Source organism: Mesorhizobium sp. CNPSo 4661 (assembly GCF_057784215.1).
Genome location: NZ_JBWGIO010000028.1, coordinates 1 through 17,314, shown reverse-complemented (window position 1 = coordinate 17,314; position 17,314 = coordinate 1). Strand labels below are relative to the sequence as shown.

The 17,314-nt window shown below is 60.7% G+C and carries 15 protein-coding genes, 1 tRNA gene and 3 pseudogenes; 12 read left to right on the top strand and 7 right to left on the bottom strand.

Annotated elements, in window-relative coordinates:
* Positions 1–62 precede the first annotated feature (62 nt).
* Positions 63–461, bottom strand: a complete 399-nt coding sequence (locus AC0YKC_RS30140; RefSeq protein WP_488513697.1) for a hypothetical protein — start codon at positions 459–461, stop codon at positions 63–65.
* Positions 462–862: 401 nt separating this feature from the next.
* On the opposite strand from AC0YKC_RS30140, the gene AC0YKC_RS30135 reads away from it, so the two are divergent.
* Positions 863–1,213, top strand: coding sequence for an MbcA/ParS/Xre antitoxin family protein (locus AC0YKC_RS30135; protein WP_488499292.1), 351 nt, complete (start codon positions 863–865; stop codon positions 1,211–1,213).
* A gap of 4 nt (positions 1,214–1,217) precedes the next feature.
* Entirely contained in the window at positions 1,218–1,715 is a 498-nt protein-coding gene (locus tag AC0YKC_RS30130) for an RES family NAD+ phosphorylase (RefSeq protein ID WP_488513693.1), read from the top strand.
* A 199-nt stretch (positions 1,716–1,914) separates the two neighbouring features.
* On the opposite strand, the pseudogene AC0YKC_RS30125 reads toward AC0YKC_RS30130, so the two are convergent.
* Both AC0YKC_RS30125 and AC0YKC_RS30120 read right to left on the bottom strand, forming a co-directional pair.
* Positions 1,915–2,268: pseudogene (locus tag AC0YKC_RS30125) on the bottom strand (SMC-Scp complex subunit ScpB); the annotation flags it as partial.
* Positions 2,269–2,270: 2 nt separating this feature from the next.
* Positions 2,271–2,643: pseudogene (locus AC0YKC_RS30120) on the bottom strand (DUF1403 family protein); the annotation flags it as partial.
* Positions 2,644–2,826: 183 nt separating this feature from the next.
* Here AC0YKC_RS30120 and AC0YKC_RS30115 point away from each other — a divergent pair.
* From AC0YKC_RS30115 to AC0YKC_RS30105, 3 genes and pseudogenes are all read left to right on the top strand, one after another.
* A pseudogene (locus AC0YKC_RS30115) lies at positions 2,827–3,073 on the top strand (helix-turn-helix transcriptional regulator).
* A gap of 227 nt (positions 3,074–3,300) precedes the next feature.
* Positions 3,301–3,570 (top strand): helix-turn-helix transcriptional regulator, encoded by a 270-nt coding sequence (locus AC0YKC_RS30110; RefSeq protein ID WP_488513668.1) that lies wholly within the window; start codon positions 3,301–3,303, stop codon positions 3,568–3,570.
* A complete protein-coding gene (locus AC0YKC_RS30105; RefSeq protein ID WP_488513667.1) occupies positions 3,548–4,816 on the top strand; it encodes a type II toxin-antitoxin system HipA family toxin in 1,269 nt (422 codons plus the stop codon). The genes AC0YKC_RS30110 and AC0YKC_RS30105 overlap by 23 nt, the downstream gene beginning before the upstream one ends.
* A gap of 116 nt (positions 4,817–4,932) precedes the next feature.
* Here AC0YKC_RS30105 and AC0YKC_RS30100 read toward each other — a convergent pair whose 3' ends face one another.
* A complete protein-coding gene (locus AC0YKC_RS30100; protein ID WP_488513666.1) occupies positions 4,933–5,928 on the bottom strand; it encodes a LysR substrate-binding domain-containing protein in 996 nt (331 codons plus the stop codon).
* A 107-nt stretch (positions 5,929–6,035) separates the two neighbouring features.
* Between AC0YKC_RS30100 and AC0YKC_RS30095 the strand changes: the two genes are divergently transcribed.
* The 7 genes from AC0YKC_RS30095 to AC0YKC_RS30065 all read left to right on the top strand — a co-directional run bounded on the left by AC0YKC_RS30095 (position 6,036) and on the right by AC0YKC_RS30065 (position 13,182).
* Entirely contained in the window at positions 6,036–7,568 is a 1,533-nt protein-coding gene (locus tag AC0YKC_RS30095; RefSeq protein WP_488513665.1) for an ATP-binding cassette domain-containing protein, read from the top strand.
* Positions 7,565–8,569, top strand: coding sequence for an ABC transporter permease (locus AC0YKC_RS30090; protein ID WP_488513664.1), 1,005 nt, complete (start codon positions 7,565–7,567; stop codon positions 8,567–8,569). The genes AC0YKC_RS30095 and AC0YKC_RS30090 overlap by 4 nt, the downstream gene beginning before the upstream one ends.
* Before the next feature lie 22 nt (positions 8,570–8,591).
* A complete protein-coding gene (locus tag AC0YKC_RS30085) occupies positions 8,592–9,554 on the top strand; it encodes a substrate-binding domain-containing protein (protein ID WP_488513663.1) in 963 nt (320 codons plus the stop codon).
* A 63-nt stretch (positions 9,555–9,617) separates the two neighbouring features.
* Complete coding sequence (locus AC0YKC_RS30080) at positions 9,618–10,511, top strand: amidohydrolase family protein (RefSeq protein WP_488513662.1); 894 nt, start codon at positions 9,618–9,620, stop codon at positions 10,509–10,511.
* A 40-nt stretch (positions 10,512–10,551) separates the two neighbouring features.
* Entirely contained in the window at positions 10,552–11,304 is a 753-nt protein-coding gene (locus tag AC0YKC_RS30075; RefSeq protein WP_488513661.1) for an SDR family NAD(P)-dependent oxidoreductase, read from the top strand.
* Between the two features lie 19 nt (positions 11,305–11,323).
* Complete coding sequence (locus AC0YKC_RS30070) at positions 11,324–12,163, top strand: transketolase (protein ID WP_488513692.1); 840 nt, start codon at positions 11,324–11,326, stop codon at positions 12,161–12,163.
* Positions 12,160–13,182, top strand: coding sequence for a transketolase family protein (locus AC0YKC_RS30065; RefSeq protein WP_488513660.1), 1,023 nt, complete (start codon positions 12,160–12,162; stop codon positions 13,180–13,182). Before AC0YKC_RS30070 ends, AC0YKC_RS30065 begins: the two co-directional genes overlap by 4 nt.
* A gap of 164 nt (positions 13,183–13,346) precedes the next feature.
* Here the strand turns inward: AC0YKC_RS30065 and AC0YKC_RS30060 are convergent, their stop codons facing one another.
* The 3 genes from AC0YKC_RS30060 to AC0YKC_RS30050 all read right to left on the bottom strand — a co-directional run.
* Positions 13,347–13,724: a hypothetical protein gene (locus tag AC0YKC_RS30060; protein WP_488513659.1), complete on the bottom strand. Its 378-nt coding sequence runs from the start codon at positions 13,722–13,724 to the stop codon at positions 13,347–13,349.
* 71 nt (positions 13,725–13,795) lie between these two features.
* Positions 13,796–13,871, bottom strand: a tRNA-Thr gene (locus tag AC0YKC_RS30055).
* Between the two features lie 482 nt (positions 13,872–14,353).
* Positions 14,354–17,314 (bottom strand): shikimate kinase (locus AC0YKC_RS30050; protein WP_488513658.1); only part of this gene is annotated, 2,961 nt, incomplete at its 5' end.

Genomic DNA, 17,314 nt, shown 5'->3' with positions numbered 1-17,314 from the left:
TGGTAATCCACAAGTGTATTCCGACTTCGTATCGACCCGAGCCTCTCGCACTGCAGACGTTGCTAGCCAATACGTTTTTCGTCGAGCGACATGGCGGGCTTCGTCATTTTGGCGGCTATCTTCACCTGACCGGCGAAACCGTCGTCGCATTCTTCATCGCGCTTTCGATCCAGACGGCGGGCAATCCGGATGCGCGCCCGGACAAGCCCACAAAGTTCGGGATCGACGCCATCGACCGGGCCGCTCGTGGCGAGGATGGTCCGACCCTCATCGAAGCGATCCCACGCCTCGTCAATTTCCTCATAGCACGCGCGAAGGATTGCCTTGAGGTCATCGCCGCCGAGACGAGCCCGGGGATCAGCACTACGGTTCGGCCAGACCCGCCAGGGGAAGTCGATCCGCGACGGCAGCCGGGACGGATGCCGGCGCTTCGTCCAGTCGATCATCTGGCGAAGCTGCATCAGCACATTCGCCCGCGAGCCCTTCGACCAGGGCTGGTTCGTCTGTCCTGCGACCTGGCGATCTCCTCGTCTTCATCTCGAAGACACCCCCCGGCACGCGGAGCGGACGAGACGGTGCAACTGCGGGCGAGCATCCCTGCCCGGCCGGCCAAGCGGGGGCTCACAGCCCTGCGCGGGACGCCGCGGCCGGGTTCGCGAGAGGCGCCGTGTGAGCTTCAGCGCCACCGGGTCGGCCGATCGGCGAACCAGATTTCTCCCTCCCTTCCCTTCCTTCCTTCCCTTCCTTCCCTTCCTTCCCTTCCTTCCCTCCCGTCCCAGTCTCACTATTTCCATTGAATGCCGCTCCGACCGACGCTATATTGCGTCACAGAAATTGGCATCGACAACCGCAGGAGATGGCTATGGGTCTCGTCCAGTATTCCGACAACGGCCTCTTCGCGCCGCGCAAAATCGCGGAAGCATTCCGCACGACCAGCGAGGAAGTCGCCCGAACCGCGGGGCTTGGCAAGGACGCGGTCCAGCGCAAGGATCGCATCCGGTCGGACAAGACCCAGCGCCGGCTGCGCGAGATGGTTGAGGTGATCAACAAGGTCGAGCCGCGTTTCGGTTCGCAGTTAATGGCTTATGCCTGGTATCGCTCCGAGCCACTGCCTGGCTTCTCGGGTCAGACGGCCATGCAGCTCGTGCGCAGCGGCCGCGCCGACGATGTGCTGGACTATGTCGACGCGGTCGACGCCGGCGTGCACGCCTGAAACGGTGCTGTATCGTCGAAAGCTCTATCGGGCGCTGAATCCGATCTATGCGCGCGAGCCGCTGTCGGGGCGGGGCGCGGAACTCTACGGTGGACGATTCAATCCGAAGGGCCTGCCCGCGCTCTATGCGTCGCTGTCGGTGATGACGGCGCTACGCGAAGCCAACCAGGTCGGCAATCTCCAGCCGACGACGCTCGTCTCCTACGACGCTGAGATCGATGGTGTGTTCGATTGTCGGGATGATCTCGCGCTCGAGGCAGAGGGCATGGATGCTGCCGCACTCGCCGACAAAACATGGCGCGACCAGATGAAGGCGAGCGGGGAAGCACGAACGCAGGCCTTCGCCCGACGGCTGATCGCCGGCGGCTATCATGGCTTGCTGGTAAGGAGCTTCGCCTCCGGTGCTGCCGCCGACGATCTTAACCTGGTGCTTTGGAAATGGGGCGATGCAGCCCCGGCCCGCGTGATCCTGATCGACGACGAGAACCGCCTGTCGAGATAGAAAGCCTATGCTGCTTTCCGATCAGCCGCACCGCCACTTCCGTTGTCGGCGTCGTCCTTGTCGCTGGCGAGATCAGCCTCGACCTCGGCCAGTTGCTCGCGCTTCAGCGTCAATTCGGCTTCGAAGGTGAAGGCTTCGCCAACCCCGCGGCCTGTAAGAGGCGAGGCGCTTTTGCGCACCGGCGAGGCGTCGGCGATAGTTCTCCTGCTCGCTTTCGTTTTTTCCCCTTCCCGGCCGTGCCAAAGGCGGCGTGGATGATGTCTCCAAAGGCCTTTTTAGTCCGGTGCTGCCAGCCGCCGGCGACGGGCACCAGCTCGTAGGGGCGGCCTGCGAGCTCGGCACGGATGTCGTCGATGACCAGGTCGAGATTGCAGCTTTTGCTGACGACGCGCGCCAGCACCTCGCGCGGCACCGGTTCATTTGCCGCAAAGATCACCGCCTCTACCCGGCCCATCCACTCACGCCAGCGCAGTTCTGGCGGCAGGTGATCGAGCTCGGTGTCAAGCAGCGCCGGCTGATCGTTCGGCTTGTGGCGGGCAGAGGCTTCGCTCATCGCTAGAGTCCAAACAGCCGGAAGGTGGGACGGCCGGAGAGCTCGCGCACGGCCTCCAGTTGCTGCAGCCGCTCGAACAGCCGCCGCGATGCAAAGCGCGACAGATCCTTCGTCGTCAGCGATCCAGAGACGGCGTCTTCGTTGAGCAGCAGGAAGATCACCTCGCCGGCACCCTTGGCGCGCAATTTCGGCGCTACCGCCAGGAGTTTTGCGGCGCGGCGCGACAACTCGTCAGCCAGCCGGCAGCAGGCCTGCGCCGCCGCTTGAACAAACGCCACGCAACGCGCGCTCAAAATCACTGTCCGCGGGTCGGATGCGCTTGCCGCCGCCGGCCTCGGCGCGGAAGGACGGGCCAAAGGCTTGCGCCATCGCTAGTATCGCCCGGAACCATGACGGCCAGGCGAAACCCAACAGGGCAGTTGCGACACAGAACCTGACATCGCCTCTCGGGTACCTTCAAAGCCGCCGTGGTGCCGCATGCAGTAGTACAACGCGACCTCGCCACCATGGCCAAAGGACGGATGACCGAGATCGCGCGTAAAGCCGATAGCCTGGATCATGGTTAGATCGGGCACCATCCGGAGACAACAGCTGCGTGAACTGGTGCCGCTTGCAGACAGCACGATCTACGAAATGGAGCAGCGGGGCGAATTTCCGCCGCGCTTCGCCTTGACCTCAAGATGTGTGGTTTGGGACGTCGAAGGTTCAGGCATGGCTGTTGGCACGCCGCTCGAAACCCATGCTTCGCGCACCAAATCCTGACGTGAAGCAGCGCAGACCCCGTCCCGTCAAAGACCTTGGATAACGCTGCATACGAACGGCATAGATGGCACGACCAGCACTGGAACGTCCTTACCATCGAGCCAGGCATCCTTGAGCGGCATGCCGATGATGGGACGAGAATGTTCGACATGCTGATCATGATCGGCGTGATGCCGCGGCCCGAGTTTTAGGCCGATGCAATCTTGAAAACAGCCAATATGTAAGCTATTCTCCCACAAAATTTGCAAAACAGCTATTTTGTGAGGCGAAATGATCGACCTGATCGACCTTGGCAACGAGATCAAGAATGCCAGAAGACAACGTAAGCTGACACGGGAAAAGCTCGCCGAACTTTCTGGAGTCAGTCGGGCGAGGATCGAGGCGCTTGAGAACGGCAGGGTATCCGACATGGGTTTCAAAGGCGTGCTCACGCTCATGAACATTGTAGGGCTCGATTTCCGGCTGACGACCTTCAACAACAAGCGGCCCACGCTCGAAGACATCATGGAGGAAGACGATGCTCCGCGTATGGGTAGGTAGCAAGCCAGTCGGCGTGTTGGACAGGTCCGGCAAGCGTGGTTCGACTTTCGTGTACGACGTAAAGGCCGACGACCGCGACGCCGTGTCGCTCACGATGCCCAAGCGGACTGAATCGTGGAATTCGGAGTTCGGCCTCCTTCCCATTTTCGACATGAACCTGCCGGAGGGAGCCCTTGAAGGGAAGATCCGGACGGCCTTCGCGAAAGCATTGGGCCGCTTCGACGACATCGACCTGCTGGCCGTCGTCGGTCGGTCGCAAATCGGCCGCATCCGCTTCACTGGCATGGAAGAGGAACTGGTAGAGGATGTCCCTTTCCGAAGCATTGACGACCTGCTGCGCGCCCGTCGGGCGGGCGATCTCTATAACGAGCTCCTGGAAACATACGCAGTCCATTCAGGGGTGGCCGGAGTGCAGCCGAAGGTACTGGTGCGAGCCAGGGATGATGAGCAGTCAGACGGACGTGAGTCCCTCAGCGTCCGCGGAGCTACCCACATCGTCAAAATGTGGGACCCCGACGAGTATCCGGAATTGGCGGCAAACGAATTCTTCTGCCTTATGGCAGCCCAGGAAGTCGGTCTCGACGTGCCGGACTTCCGGCTATCCGAGGATGGTCTCGCCCTCGTGGTCGAGAGATTCGACCTAACCGACGGCTTATACCTCGGATATGAGGACTTCTGCGTGCTGAACGGCGTAACCAGCAAGGACAAGTACAACGGAGGATACGAAACAAAGCTCTTCAAGCGGATCAAGGAGTTCGTCTCTCCCGAAAATGCCGTCCTGTCATTGGAAGTCGCTTTCCGCCTGTTTGTGATTAATTGCGCCATCCGCAATGGCGATGCCCACCTGAAGAATTTTGGCATCGTCTACAAAGACGCGGAAAGTCCGGTAAGGCTGGCTCCCGTGTATGACCTCATCACGACCAGGGCCTACATTAAGAACGATGCCATGGCGCTTACCCTCGACGGCTCCACTGCCTGGCCCGACCGAAAGAGGCTCGATCGGCTTGGCGTTACCCGGGCGAACCTCCGACCGGGGCGCGTAGCGGAGATAGTAGAGCAGACCTGCGACACGATCTCAGACGTTTCGAGACGGGCGAAGGCCTATTTTGAAGAGTCCCGCTTCCCGCAGGTCGGTGAAAGGATGCTCAGGGAATGGCAAGCCGGAGTGGGCTCGCTTTGCCAAGGAAAGGCGATCCACTTGATAGAGGTTCCGGACGAACTGCAACACAAAACGGCTAGAATATAAGCTATTTTGGGGCGCCTTGAACATAACAGCCAGTATTTAAGCTATTAGCACCCAGGTGCTGTCGACTCCGCCAACCTTCACGTCGAGTGATGCGCGGCGCTAGCAAGATTTCCAGATCACGCCATCGGCGCCGTTCTGTCATCCTGCGTGCCGAAATGCGGCCGGCGTTCGAAGGATATGCGAAGTTCCTTATCCGACAGAAATTGACGAGCCAGATCGGTATCGCGCTTGCCGATCCGTGAGACCCATTCCGAAAACAGGCGAACTGCGCGCCGGTTCATGTACCGTGACGGGCAGACCAACCAGTATCCGGGAAACTCGATGACCTCGAACTCGGTCGAGACGGGCACCAAGGCGCCCGACACCAGGTCCTCGAATGCTATGGATGTGCTTTCCAGGACCACGCCTGCTCCGTCCTTGGCCAATTGAACCGACATTGACGAACGGTCGAAACGATAAGGATAGGTCATGCGGGCGCCTTGGACGCCATTGCGCGGCAGCCAATAATCCCAGCGGAAGTAGGCCTTTACACTGTCGATCAACCGCGCATGCCGAAGCTGCTCGCGCGGATCCGGTGAGATCGCGCGAAGCTCGGCCAGATAGGATGGCGAGCACATCGGAAGGATGAGGTCGTTGACGACGCAATCCGAATAAAGGCCGGCCCAGCCGCCGTCGCCATAGCGTAGATCGAGATCGATGACCTCGGTTTCGAAGTCCGAGAAATTGGGCGTCGCATCCACTCGCAGGTTCCAGCTCGGATAGTCCTTGCTGAATTCAGCCAACCGGGGCGCCAACCACTTCTCGCCGAAAGAAGGACTGACGCGAAGGCTGAGCTGGAAGCTTTCGCGCTGCCGAACAATGGCGTTTCGCACCTCACGAATGGATTCGAAGGCCTGGGTCGTGGTCTGGAAAAGTCGTTCGCCGTCGATGGTCAGCGAGAGATGGCGCTTTTCCCGCTGAAAAAGCCGCACGCCTAGTTGGTGTTCGAGCAGCCGCAGTTGCTGGCTGACTGCCGAAGGTGTCACCTGCAATTCCTGCGCGGCCTTTGCCACGCCGCCGAGCCGCGCGACGGCCTCGAAATGGGTCATCGAATTGAACTTGAGATCCGACATCGTTCTGGTCAGTCAGTTAAGTTCAGCTACACAGAATGTTAAGAAACGAGAATTGAGCCGAATGTCAATCAGTCGCATGATCCTGTTGTCTCGGGAGGAGATACAGGATGGAACCGGGTTCAACCCAAAGTTTGGGTAGCGCAGGCAATGTGCCGGGAGTTGGACAGGTATCGACCAGGAAGCCCCTGATCGAAGCTGCCAATGTCGAAAAGAGTTATGGCGCAACCCGTGTCCTTCGGGGTGTGAGCTTTCAGGTCCGGGCTGGCGAAATCCACGCGCTCCTGGGCGGTAACGGCGCCGGCAAAAGTACTCTCATCCGCATCATCACGGGGCTGACATCACGCGATGCCGGCGAAATTAACGTCGCCTCGTCGAAGGCCGGCCGCACCAGCCCGATCATCGCGGTGGTGCATCAGGAGCTGGCGCTGTTGCCCGAGTTGTCGGTCGCGGAAAACATCGGCATCGTACATGCAAGGTCGGGCTGGTCGCAGATCAGCCGTCGCCGCATGCGCGAAATTGCCCTTGGAGCGCTCCGGCTGATCGACCCAGCGATCGGCGAAGAGATCATCGATCTGCCGGCACGCAAATTGTCCCTCCACGAAGGCCAGATCGTCGAGATCGCTCGTGCACTTTCCACTGGAGCCGAGGTGCTGCTTCTCGACGAGCCCACGGCCAACCTCACCGCCGGCGAGACGGCCAAACTCTTCTCGGTGCTGAAGCGGTTGGTGCACGAGGAAGGCATCGGCATCGTCTTTGTTTCTCACCGCATGCGGGAAATCCGCACGCTCTGCGATGTCTGCACGATTTTGCGCGATGGCGTCACGATCGCCAATGCCACGCCGCTTGCCCTGCTCAGCGACGCCGAGATCGTCCAGCAGATGGGGCAACCCGCGCAGCGTCCGGCAATGCGCCGCGACCCGCAAAAACGCCTCCGACAGGGCGCACCCGTCGAACTCCTTGGCCCCGGAGATGTCAGGATCGCGATTTCGTCTGGCACCATCCTGGGACTGGCCGGCGCACCCGCGGGTCCGACCGGTCTCATAGCTCCCCTTGTGGGCGCCGGGCCTGGGGCTGGCTGGCGCCTTTCCGGAGCGGGTTTTGCGGACCGGTTCTCTTCTCCAGCGGCAGCGGCGCGCGATGGCATTGGCTTCGTCTCGGGCGACCGGGCAACCAAGGGCATCCTTTCTCAGCTTCCCATCGTCGACAACGTGCTTGCAGCACGCAGGGTGCGCGAGAGGCGGCGGATCGTTGCCGCGACCGAGAGGCAGGAATGTCGCGATCTCGTTTCGGCGCTGAAGTTGAAAGCCGGTTCGATCTGGGACCTGCCGGCTTCGCTGTCCGGCGGCAACCAGCAAAAGCTTCTCGTCGCACGCTGGCTTGGATTGCCGCTCAAAATCGTGGTGCTGGAAGAGCCGACGCGAGGCGTCGACATCGGCACCAAGCATGACATTTATGGCTTGATCCGGGAGATGGCCGACGCCGGCGCGATCATCATCTGGTGGTCGACCGAGAATGTCGAACTGCTCGAGCTTTGCGACGCCATTTTCGCCTTCGACACCGATGGGCAGCCAAAGGGATTCCTGCCTGAAGAGCACTATACCGAAGACGGGCTCGCCGAACTGACGGGGATGGCGGCATGACCGACGCGACCAACGGCAACACGACCACCAACAAACTCCGGACCGCCACGTCACGCGTCCCAGCCGTTTTTTTGTCCTACCGCACGGAAGCCGCGATTGCTGCGGCAATCGTCGTGCTGCTGCTGGCCGTTGGCATGTTCGTGCCCGCCGCACTCAGCATGGGCAATTTGCAAAACATCGTCCAGGCCGCCGCGCCTCTCATCATCATGTCACTCGGTGTTTTGCTGGTCGTGGTCACCGGCGGCATCGATCTTTCGGTCGGTTCAGTCTTTTCCCTGACCGGGATGGTGACCGCGCTGGCGATGGCCAATGGCGCTGACGGACTGACCGCCAGCGCCGCTGGCCTGGCGGTCGGCCTGGGGTTTGGCGCAATCAATGGTCTTCTGGTCACGGTCGTCGGGCTCGCGCCGTTCGTCGTCACGCTCATCACCTACGCGGTAGCGGGCAGCCTGGCCTTCATCGTCACCAACGGACGTTCGATGCCGATCGGCGCACCGGATTTCTGGCTCCTGAATTCCGGCGAGATCGTTCCCAGCATGCCCAACCATCTCCTGTTCTGCATCATACTGATGGTCGCGCTGGAGTATGTGCTGCGCAAGGTCGTGGTCGGACGCTGGTTCTATGCCGTCGGCTCGTCGGCAATTGCGGCACGGCTGCTTGGCATCCCGGTTCTGCGCATCAAGTTCGCGGCCTATGTCGCTTCGGGCCTGCTTGCCTCTTTCGCGGGGCTGCTGACGGTCAGCTACATCCTCAACGCCGAAGCCACGGCAGGGGCGAGCCTGATGCTGCAGGCGATTGCCGCTGTGGTCATCGGCGGGGCCAGCCTTTTTGGCGGAACCGGCAGCGCGATCGGCGCCGTCCTGGGCGCGCTGATGATCACCTGCATCCAGAACGGTGTGAACCTCATCGGCGTGAACAGCTTCTGGCAAGGCTCCGTCACAGGCGCCGCAATCCTGCTTGCGGTTTTGATCGACCGCTTCAGCAACAAGAACCGCATCTAGATCATCAACGGGAGGAACCAAGATGAAGTCGAAGAGCATCCTGATCGCAGCTTTGGCGACGGCCGCCTTGTCAAGCGCATCGTACGCTGAAGACAAGAAGACCGTCGCATACATCGCCCCATCGCTCGACATCTCCTATTGGCAATGGGTCGGCTACGGCGTGAAGGAGAAGGCCAAGGACCTCGGCATGGACTATGTCGAGTACACGTCGGAAAACTCACCCGCCAAGCAGATGGACAATGCCAGGACCGCGGTGACCAAAGGCGTCTCGGCCATCGTGATCGGCCCCGTCAGCTCGACATCGACGCCGCCGCTGCTCGACTATCTGGCGAAGCAGAAAGTGCCGATCGCGTTCGCCGGCATCGGGCCGCAGCCAGGCCTCACCAACTACACATCCTCGGTCACCGCCAACAACTATGAGACCGGCAAAGCGCAAGGCAAATTCACCTGCGAGCTCGCCAAGGAGCGTGGCGGCAACAAGGTTGGCATGCTGTCCTTGCCGCAGGATCGGGAGAATGCGCAGAAATATCTCAAGGGCGCCAAGGAAGCCTTCGCCGCCAACGGCTGCGATCTCGTCCAGATACTGGAAACACGCGGCCTCACCATCAACGAAGCCGTCACCCAGGCAAACGACCTCTTGACCGCCAATCCCGACGTCAAGGCCATTTACGGCATGTATGACGAAGCCGGCACCGGCGCCGCCAAGGTTGCCGAGACCCGCGGCCTGACCGGCAAGATCGGCATTACCGTTGCGGACGGCTCGCCGACAACGATCGCACTGCTCAAGAAGGGCGCGATCCAGGGCATCTTCTTCCAGGAAGCGGTCGGCCAAGGCATCGACGGCACCCAGCAAGTCTACAATGCCTTGACGGGAGGCAAGGTGACCCAGGATCTGGCCCTGGTGATGCCGCTGGTCACCGCCGACAAGGTCGACAGTCCCGAGGCGAAGAAAGTTATCGCCCGCGTCTTCCCGCCCAGCAACTGACCGTCATTGAACGGACCCGCCGGCGAGGCCGGCGGGTCCAGACCAAGCGCAAGGAAACTGGCCGTGGCCGAACTGCCTTTCATCGATCCGCATCATCACCTTTGGGATCTGGAGACCCACTATTATCCATGGCTGACCGATGGCGTTAAACCGGCCGCCTTCGGCGACTATGAGGCGATCCGCAAGAGCTATCTGATCGACGACTATCTAGAAGACGCCAGGAACCAGAACCTGGTGAAATCGGTCCACCTGGACGTCGGGTTCGATCCCGCCGATACGGTCGGGGAGACGCGCTGGCTGCAAAGTATCGCGGACAAGCGGGGCTTTCCCCAAGGCATCATCGGCTATGCCGACCTGTCCAAACCCGATGTCGGCGACCTCCTCGACCGGCACATGGAGTATCCGAACTTCCGCGGCATCCGACAGTCGATGAACTATCATGCCGACCCCGCCAAGACCTACCTGACGCGGCCGGAAGTCAGCCGGACACCCGAATGGCGGCGTGGCTTCCGAGAGTTGGCGAAGCGCGGGCTGAGTTTTGATCTGCAGCTCTACTATCCGCAGATGGGCGAGTTTCTTGAATTGGCGCGCGCCTTTCCTGATGTGCAGATCATCCTCAACCACACTGGCATGCAGGTCGACGGACCCGAGCATTTCGACGCCTGGAAGAAGGGCATGCGCCAGCTCGCACAGGCGCCGAACGTCGCCTGCAAGATCTCGGGTCTCGGCATGGGCGACTGGACATGGACCACGGCGTCGATCCGTCCCTATGTCGAGGAGGCGATCGCCGCCTTCGGCATCAACCGATCGATGTTCGCGACGAACTTCCCGGTCGACAAGCTGTTCTCGAGCTTCGACGCCATCGTGAACGCCTTCAAGGAGATCACGCGACATTATCCGCATGAAGAGCGGCTTGCGCTGTTCCATGACAACGCCGCCCGGTTCTACCGGCTTTAGATCATCCGCCAAAAGATTGGAAATAGCAGGAGACTTTGACATGTTGCTGAAGGGCAAGGCCGTGGTCATTTCGGGTGCCGCGAGCCCCCGGGGAATTGGCCGCTCCACGGCAACGCTGATGGCAGAGCAAGGCGCGCGCATTGCTATTCTTGACCTTGATAAGGAACAAGCCCGTGACGCCGCCGCGTCGCTTGGACCCGAGCATATCGGCCTCGCCTGCAATGTCGCCGACCTCGATGCCTGCAAGAGGGCTGCTGAAGAAGTGACCGAAGCGTTCGGAAGGGTTGAGGTGTTGTGCAACATTGCCGGGATCACGCAACCCGTAAAGACACTCGACATCGGTCCGGCCGACTGGGACCGCATCCTCGATGTCAATCTGCGCGGCGTGCTCTATCTCAGCCAGGCCTTCATCCCGCATATGCGTGAAAATGGCGGCGGCTCGATCATCTGCATGTCGTCGGTTTCCGCGCAACGCGGCGGCGGCATTTTCGGTGGCCCGCATTATTCAGCCGCCAAGGCGGGCGTGCTCGGGCTTGCCAAGGCCATGGCACGCGAATTCGGGCCTGACGGCATCCGCATCAACTGCGTCACGCCTGGCCTGATCCAGACCGACATCACCGGCGGCAAACTGACCGATGCCATGCGCGCTGACATCATCAAGGGTATCCCGCTCAGTCGCCTGGGCGAGGCGCGTGACGTGGCGGGCGCCTACCTCTTCCTTGCCTCCGATCTGGCCAGCTACATCACCGGCGCCGTGATCGACGTCAATGGCGGGATGCTGATCCATGGCTGACGGAATAACGGAATTCGAGATGCCACGCGCGGGCAGCAATGTCAGCCTTGCCGAACGCGCCTATCGCATCCGTCGACATGCCGTGCGCATGGGCGAAGTCCAGGGCCAGGGCTATGTCGGGCAGGCGCTCGGCGTCGCCGATGTGCTTGCGGTCGCCTATTTCCATGCGCTTCGCTACCGGCCGGATGACACACAATGGGAGGAGCGCGACCGCTTTCTGCTGTCGATCGGACATTATGCGATCGCGCTTTACGCGGCATTGATCGAAGCAGGCGTGCTGCCGGAGGAAGAGCTCGGGACCTACGGTACCGACGACAGCCGCATGCCAATGTCGGGCATGGCGGCGTACACGCCCGGCATGGAGATCACCGGCGGATCACTCGGTCACGGGCTCGGCATCGCCGTCGGCATGTGCCTGGGACTGAAACGCAAGCAGAGCGATTGTTTCGTCTATAATCTCTTGTCCGACGGCGAGCTCGGCGAGGGCTCGACCTGGGAGGCGGCAATGTCGGCCGCCCACCACAAGCTCGACAACCTCATTGCCATCGTCGACTTCAACAACCAGCAGGCTGACGGGCCGTCGACGGCGATGCTGTCGTCCGAGCCGGTGACAGACAAGTTTGAAGCGTTCGGCTGGCACGCGCAGCGCGTCGACGGCAATGACATCGGGGCGGTCCGTGCGGCGTTCGATATCGCCAAGACCCTCAAGGAGCCGCGCCCGCGTGTCATCGTCTGCGACACCCGCATGGCCAAGGGCGTGCCGTTCCTGGAGGCCCGCGACATCACGCATTTCATTCGCGTCGAGCCGCACGAATGGGCGCTGGCGCTCGAGGCTCTGGAAAAGGGACGTGCGCAGTGAGGCTGTCAAAATTCGCGCCGCGCCACGCCGTCAACGCGGGTGAGCGCAAGACCACCTCGGCGATGATCGCCTCGATCGCACCCGATGGCGTTCCCACGCGTAGTGCGCCGTTCGGACACACGCTTGCAAAGCTAGCCCGTCAGCGGCCCGGGATCGTGGGTTTGACGGCTGATCTTGCGAAATACACCGACCTACATGTCTTCGCGCAGGAGCATCCGGACCGCTTCTACCAGATGGGCATGGCGGAGCAGGTGCTGATGAGCGCTGCCGCTGGCCTGGCGCGGGAGGGTTTCACACCCTTCGCCACGACCTACGCCGTCTTCGCTTCTAGGCGGGCTTATGATTTCATCTGCATGGCGATTGCCGAGGAGAAGCTCGACGTCAAGATCGTCTGCGCTCTGCCGGGACTGACCACCGGCTACGGTCCCAGCCACCAGGCGACGGAGGACATCGCGATCTTCCGTGGTATGCCGAACCTGACGATCATCGATCCTTGCGACGCGCTCGACATCGAACAGGCGACCGAGGCGATCGCGGACTACAAGGGCCCGGTCTACATGCGGCTGCTGCGCGGCAAGGTCCCTGTCGTGCTCGACGAGTACGACTACACATTCGAGATCGGCAAGGCGCGATTGCTGCGCGACGGTGCGGACGTGCTGTTCATTTCCAGCGGCCTGATGACCATGCGTGTGCTGGAGGCGGCAAAGGCTCTCGAAGCTGACCGCATCGGATGCGCGGTGCTGCATGTGCCGACTATCAAGCCGCTCGACACGGAGGCCATCCTTGCCGCCGCGCGCCGACCCGGACGGCTGCTGGTCGTGGCCGAGAACCACACGATCATAGGAGGGCTGGGTGAAGGCGTTGCCGCCCTCCTGTTGCGAGATGGTGTGACCCCCACGTTTCGCCAGATCGCGCTGCCCGACGAATTCCTCGATGCCGGCGCGTTGCCGACACTTCATGATCGCTACGGGATCTCGACGTCCGAGATTGTGCGCCGCATTCGCGGATGGGTGAAATAGAACCGAGGAACCGAGCTGCTTTTTCGTGAATTTCCGTAATCAATCGAACCGACAGAGTAGTTCATCGAGCCTGCCAATGCAGTGATTCGTCGCAATATATAATTGACGACCTCATCAACATCTTTTGGCATTTGTTGATCGTAGATGCCCGCCGGAAGGAAAATTCAGGGGCGAAGAATCGCCCCAACGATCAAATACATCAGACCGGTCCCGGAAAACGTAACGAATGACATTATTATAAACCAGAGAATGCGGGAATATAGCGGGCGATCATTCGGTTTGATGTGTTGGATCGAAACGTCTACGATTCGATCCAACACATATACCATTTTCAGAATTAGAAAAATTGAAAAGAGAAATGGCCCCACGAGAAAACACAGATACATCGCAAGCTCTAGGTGGTCCGCGCCGTGACGCTGAATGACGTATCGAACGCCTACAGCGCAAGCAAGTGCGAACCCCAGTGCTGTAAGCGCCATTCGAGCCAAATCAAACCACGGCTTTTCTTTATCGAGCACGGTTTGGATTTTTTGTGCGACCATCGGCGCGACTCACTTTTGCAATGATCGCACTTTATCGAAGCACAGGCAGGACGGGAATTGCCGGATTGGAGTGGTGCCGCTTGCAGGAATCGAACCCGCAACCTTCGCTTTACAAAAGCGCTGCTCTACCGATTGAGCTAACGCGGCACATTACCCCCACGTATACCCCTGAAATCCGCCTTTGAAAAACATCGAGATTTTTCAAGGCGGTAACTGATTGATCCAGCGAATTACGAATTCTGTGCGCCAGTTGCCCACCCTGTTCGCGATTGCGCCTCTGTTTACTCTTGTCCCACTGGGGGGCGATGGTGGTGTGGGTCATTCCCTGCAGGGATCCCCAGGTCTCATGAGAACCTCTGCGAAGCGGCGCTGATCACGTCGGCCGCCTCTCTCCGGCGACAGCTCACAGGAAACTGACGGTTCACCTTCGACGCCGTGCAGACCGCGGTGGTTCGCCTGCCCCGCGAGAGCCGGCTTTGATCTGTCAGGCGGCTCCGCGCCTGCCAGGCGATCTCCCACGCAGGCAGCGGTGCTTGGATCGCTCCTTTGAAAAACGACGATGAACCGGAAATCTCCGTTCGCTTTTGGACCAATCAGCGCCGAACGCCAAGCGGTCGCTGAGGATCGCCTCAATGTCGCGGAGTTGGCTCACCGGTTGATTGTGGGACATTCACGACATTCGAGGGGCTGCTGCAAAGATAGTCGTGCAGCGCCGTCATGCAGGAATGCGCGTTCTTTTTGTCTTGTTTGTGAGGCGGGACGACCCTGAGATTGGCTTGTGCATAAAACGGCGTACGCTCACTGATCAACCGGGCGATCGTCTGATCCCGGTCGCTGTTTTGCAGCAGTGGGCGCGTGGTATCATTCCTGAGGCGGCGTCGCAGCACGTCCGGGTCGGTATCGAGCCAAATCGAGATCGCTTTCTCGCCAATGAGACGCCGGGTCTGGTCATTCACCGGCGAGCCGCCACCGGTCGCGATCACCGCGGGCCCTTGCTCGAGCAGACGCGAGATCGTCTGCGCCTCGATTACTCTGAAATAGTGCTCGCCATCGGTCTCGAATATGTTCTTTATCGATCTACCTGCGTCCTTCTGGATCTTTTGGTCGGTATCGATGAAGGGCAGCCCCAGCCGCTTGGCGAGGGCCGGGCCAATTGTGGATTTCCCCGAACTCGGCATGCCGACGAGCACGACTGGCCGGGTGCCGAGGGCCTCGACAATCTCTCTTGCCTCCGGTGACTTGGCGCGCTGGGGCATTCTTGATGGTTCGACAACCCGTAATCGGGATGGCGCAGCCGCGACTGCGCTGCGATCGCCTTCGATTTGCCAGTGGGGTATATCCAGGGTGCCTTCGGGGACCGCAATGGCGGCACAGACATCTCTCGCGCGCTGCGCCAGTTGCTCGGCTTTTGCTTGCGCCAGATCATCGCCACTTGACTGTCGTCGCAGCTTATCGAGCATTTTATAAGTGTCATGATTGGCGAGCTTGGCTTGATAGCTGCCTGGTGTGTGGAACTCGACCTCAAAGGCATAAGCATCCGGCGTAGTGAGCACTGTCTTGATGCCGATGAAGGTGGGATTGCGCATTCTGAACCAATTGGTTGTCTGGCGTTCGAGGCAGCCCCGCTCCTCGAAGGCCAGCATGGCTTTCTTGAAGGCGCGTGTAAAATCCTTGTCGGGGACTTCGAAGACATGGCGTACGGCACTGCTGATGAGCTGTGGGGCGCTGCCGTGAGCGATGCTCATGCCGGTGAGCTGATCTGCCATAGAGGATTCCGGCCTCAAGCGGTGCTCTATATGGGGCATTTTTACCTGGATGCCGGCTTCGGCGAGGCTTGTGGCAACGCTCCTTGCAGCCTCGGTGATTGTGGGCTCTTCGGCTTTGGCGCGAACGGCCTCGATTTGGGCGCGCCTTAAGGCCTCCTCCCGGCTGAGGGCGATCATGTCGGCGTTCCCGGCCGCGGACCAAGGGGCGGACGGTTTGGGCAAAACACCCTGCTGCGCGGCGGATTTGATCGAGGCTTCCATGATTGAAGCCGCCAGCGTGGGATTGTCTTTCAGGTCCTGCAATGTCGCATCGACGTCAAATCGTCCGTGGGCGAGGGTGGCCGCCACGGCCTTGACGTAGGGTACTGGTTTCAGGCCCGGCGTCTGTTGGAGAAGCCGCTGAAGGTAATTGCTCTTCTTGAAATAGAGGTTGGCGCCAGTATCGGATTTATAGGCATCGGTGCCGACCTTGATGCCGAGGCTCAGCAAGTTGGTCGCGCTTTGTACGAGGTCGTCCGGATTGTAACCATCCGGACGAGGATCGATACGCGGAGGATAGTGGTCGAGCAAAATCTGGATGCGGTCTCGTGGCTGAGGTGCCGCCGGATAGGCTTCGGCCAGGTCCGGGAACAGCTCGCAGAGCGGTTGGTTCATTTCAAGCTGTGACTTGCTCACGCTGGCGGCTGTTGCGGGCGGGACTTGCTTATCCAGCCTCGCGGCCCACGCCTCGAGCTCGGCGACAAGCAACTCGGCCATCTCGCGTGCGGCCGGATGTTTGGCCACCTCGATATCGCGCCTCGCTCTCGCAAACATGTTCCGGATATCCTGATCCCTCACCTCTTCCTGGTTCAGCAGCTGACCGATCTCTCGCCGGAGTTCGTGGTGAACGCCTTCGTAGGTGCCGAAGACGGCACGCTCGGCAAACCAGCGTCGGGCTTCATGCGATTGAGCCAGGAAGTTTCGCTGCAAGCAGCTATAGATCTCCAGGACGTCCTGCGTGGCGGCGAGGATCTGACGGACGCGCCCGAACTGATAATTGTCGCCCTCAAGCGCTGGGGTATGCGACTTTGGCGGCTTCAGCGACGGAAGTCCGAGAGCTTGTTCCTTGCGGTCAAAGTCGCGCACATGCTCATAAAGCTGCGGCCGATCGCCGACGATGACCACGGTGTCGCCATCGAAGTCGCCGTCAAGTTTTTTCTGTTCACCGGTCGGCACGGCAATGAGCGAGCCCGGGGCAAACACCTCGGTCGCCTGCAGGATGCCGACGCAGTCGAGCGGCGTGTCCTCCTTGACGCGGTCCTTGCCCGAGGTCCAGCTCGAATGGGACTTGACGTCCTCGGCAGACAGGACCAGACCCCGGTCGGCGTAGGTGGCCGGCCACATCTTATCCGGCACAACGATCAGAATGCCTTTGGCAAAAAAGGTCGGATCGTCGGCCGCCAGTTCGTTCCCCTGCTTCTGGGCGACGTTGAAGCTGTATTGGATGGCCGTGCAGTTGTCGAGAAACACAGCGGTCGGATCCCCTTCGACGGCCGACTTGACTCGTTCGGCCGCAAACGGGCGCAGATTCGGCTTGTCATAGGGCGAGCGCCCGATCAGCACGCCGCTCGTCCCCGTCAAGGTCTCGCTCTTGAGCGTCGGCACATGGAGACTCTCATCACTGGAGGGTACGGCTACCGCACCGGGACCGTCGATATGTCCGGCGGTCACGGTGCGAAACAGATCTTCAGCCGACAGCTCTTGGCCTTGTCGGCTCTCGAGCCAGGTCATGGCTTTCTCTCGCGCCTCATCCGCCACTTGCTCGCCGCGCGGATAATGTTGCAG

Bases quoted from the DNA above. Each gene is read 5' to 3' on its own strand.
- AC0YKC_RS30105 (WP_488513667.1), top strand. From the start codon at position 3,548: ATGCTCCGCGTATGGGTAGGTAGCAAGCCAGTCGGCGTGTTGGACAGG.
- AC0YKC_RS30100 (WP_488513666.1), bottom strand. From the start codon at position 5,928: ATGTCGGATCTCAAGTTCAATTCGATGACCCATTTCGAGGCCGTCGCG.
- AC0YKC_RS30140 (WP_488513697.1), bottom strand. From the start codon at position 461: ATGCAGCTTCGCCAGATGATCGACTGGACGAAGCGCCGGCATCCGTCC.
- AC0YKC_RS30135 (WP_488499292.1), top strand. From the start codon at position 863: ATGGGTCTCGTCCAGTATTCCGACAACGGCCTCTTCGCGCCGCGCAAA.
- AC0YKC_RS30085 (WP_488513663.1), top strand. From the start codon at position 8,592: ATGAAGTCGAAGAGCATCCTGATCGCAGCTTTGGCGACGGCCGCCTTG.
- AC0YKC_RS30090 (WP_488513664.1), top strand. From the start codon at position 7,565: ATGACCGACGCGACCAACGGCAACACGACCACCAACAAACTCCGGACC.
- AC0YKC_RS30070 (WP_488513692.1), top strand. From the start codon at position 11,324: ATGCCACGCGCGGGCAGCAATGTCAGCCTTGCCGAACGCGCCTATCGC.
- AC0YKC_RS30095 (WP_488513665.1), top strand. From the start codon at position 6,036: ATGGAACCGGGTTCAACCCAAAGTTTGGGTAGCGCAGGCAATGTGCCG.
- AC0YKC_RS30110 (WP_488513668.1), top strand. From the start codon at position 3,301: ATGATCGACCTGATCGACCTTGGCAACGAGATCAAGAATGCCAGAAGA.
- AC0YKC_RS30075 (WP_488513661.1), top strand. From the start codon at position 10,552: ATGTTGCTGAAGGGCAAGGCCGTGGTCATTTCGGGTGCCGCGAGCCCC.
- AC0YKC_RS30060 (WP_488513659.1), bottom strand. From the start codon at position 13,724: ATGGTCGCACAAAAAATCCAAACCGTGCTCGATAAAGAAAAGCCGTGG.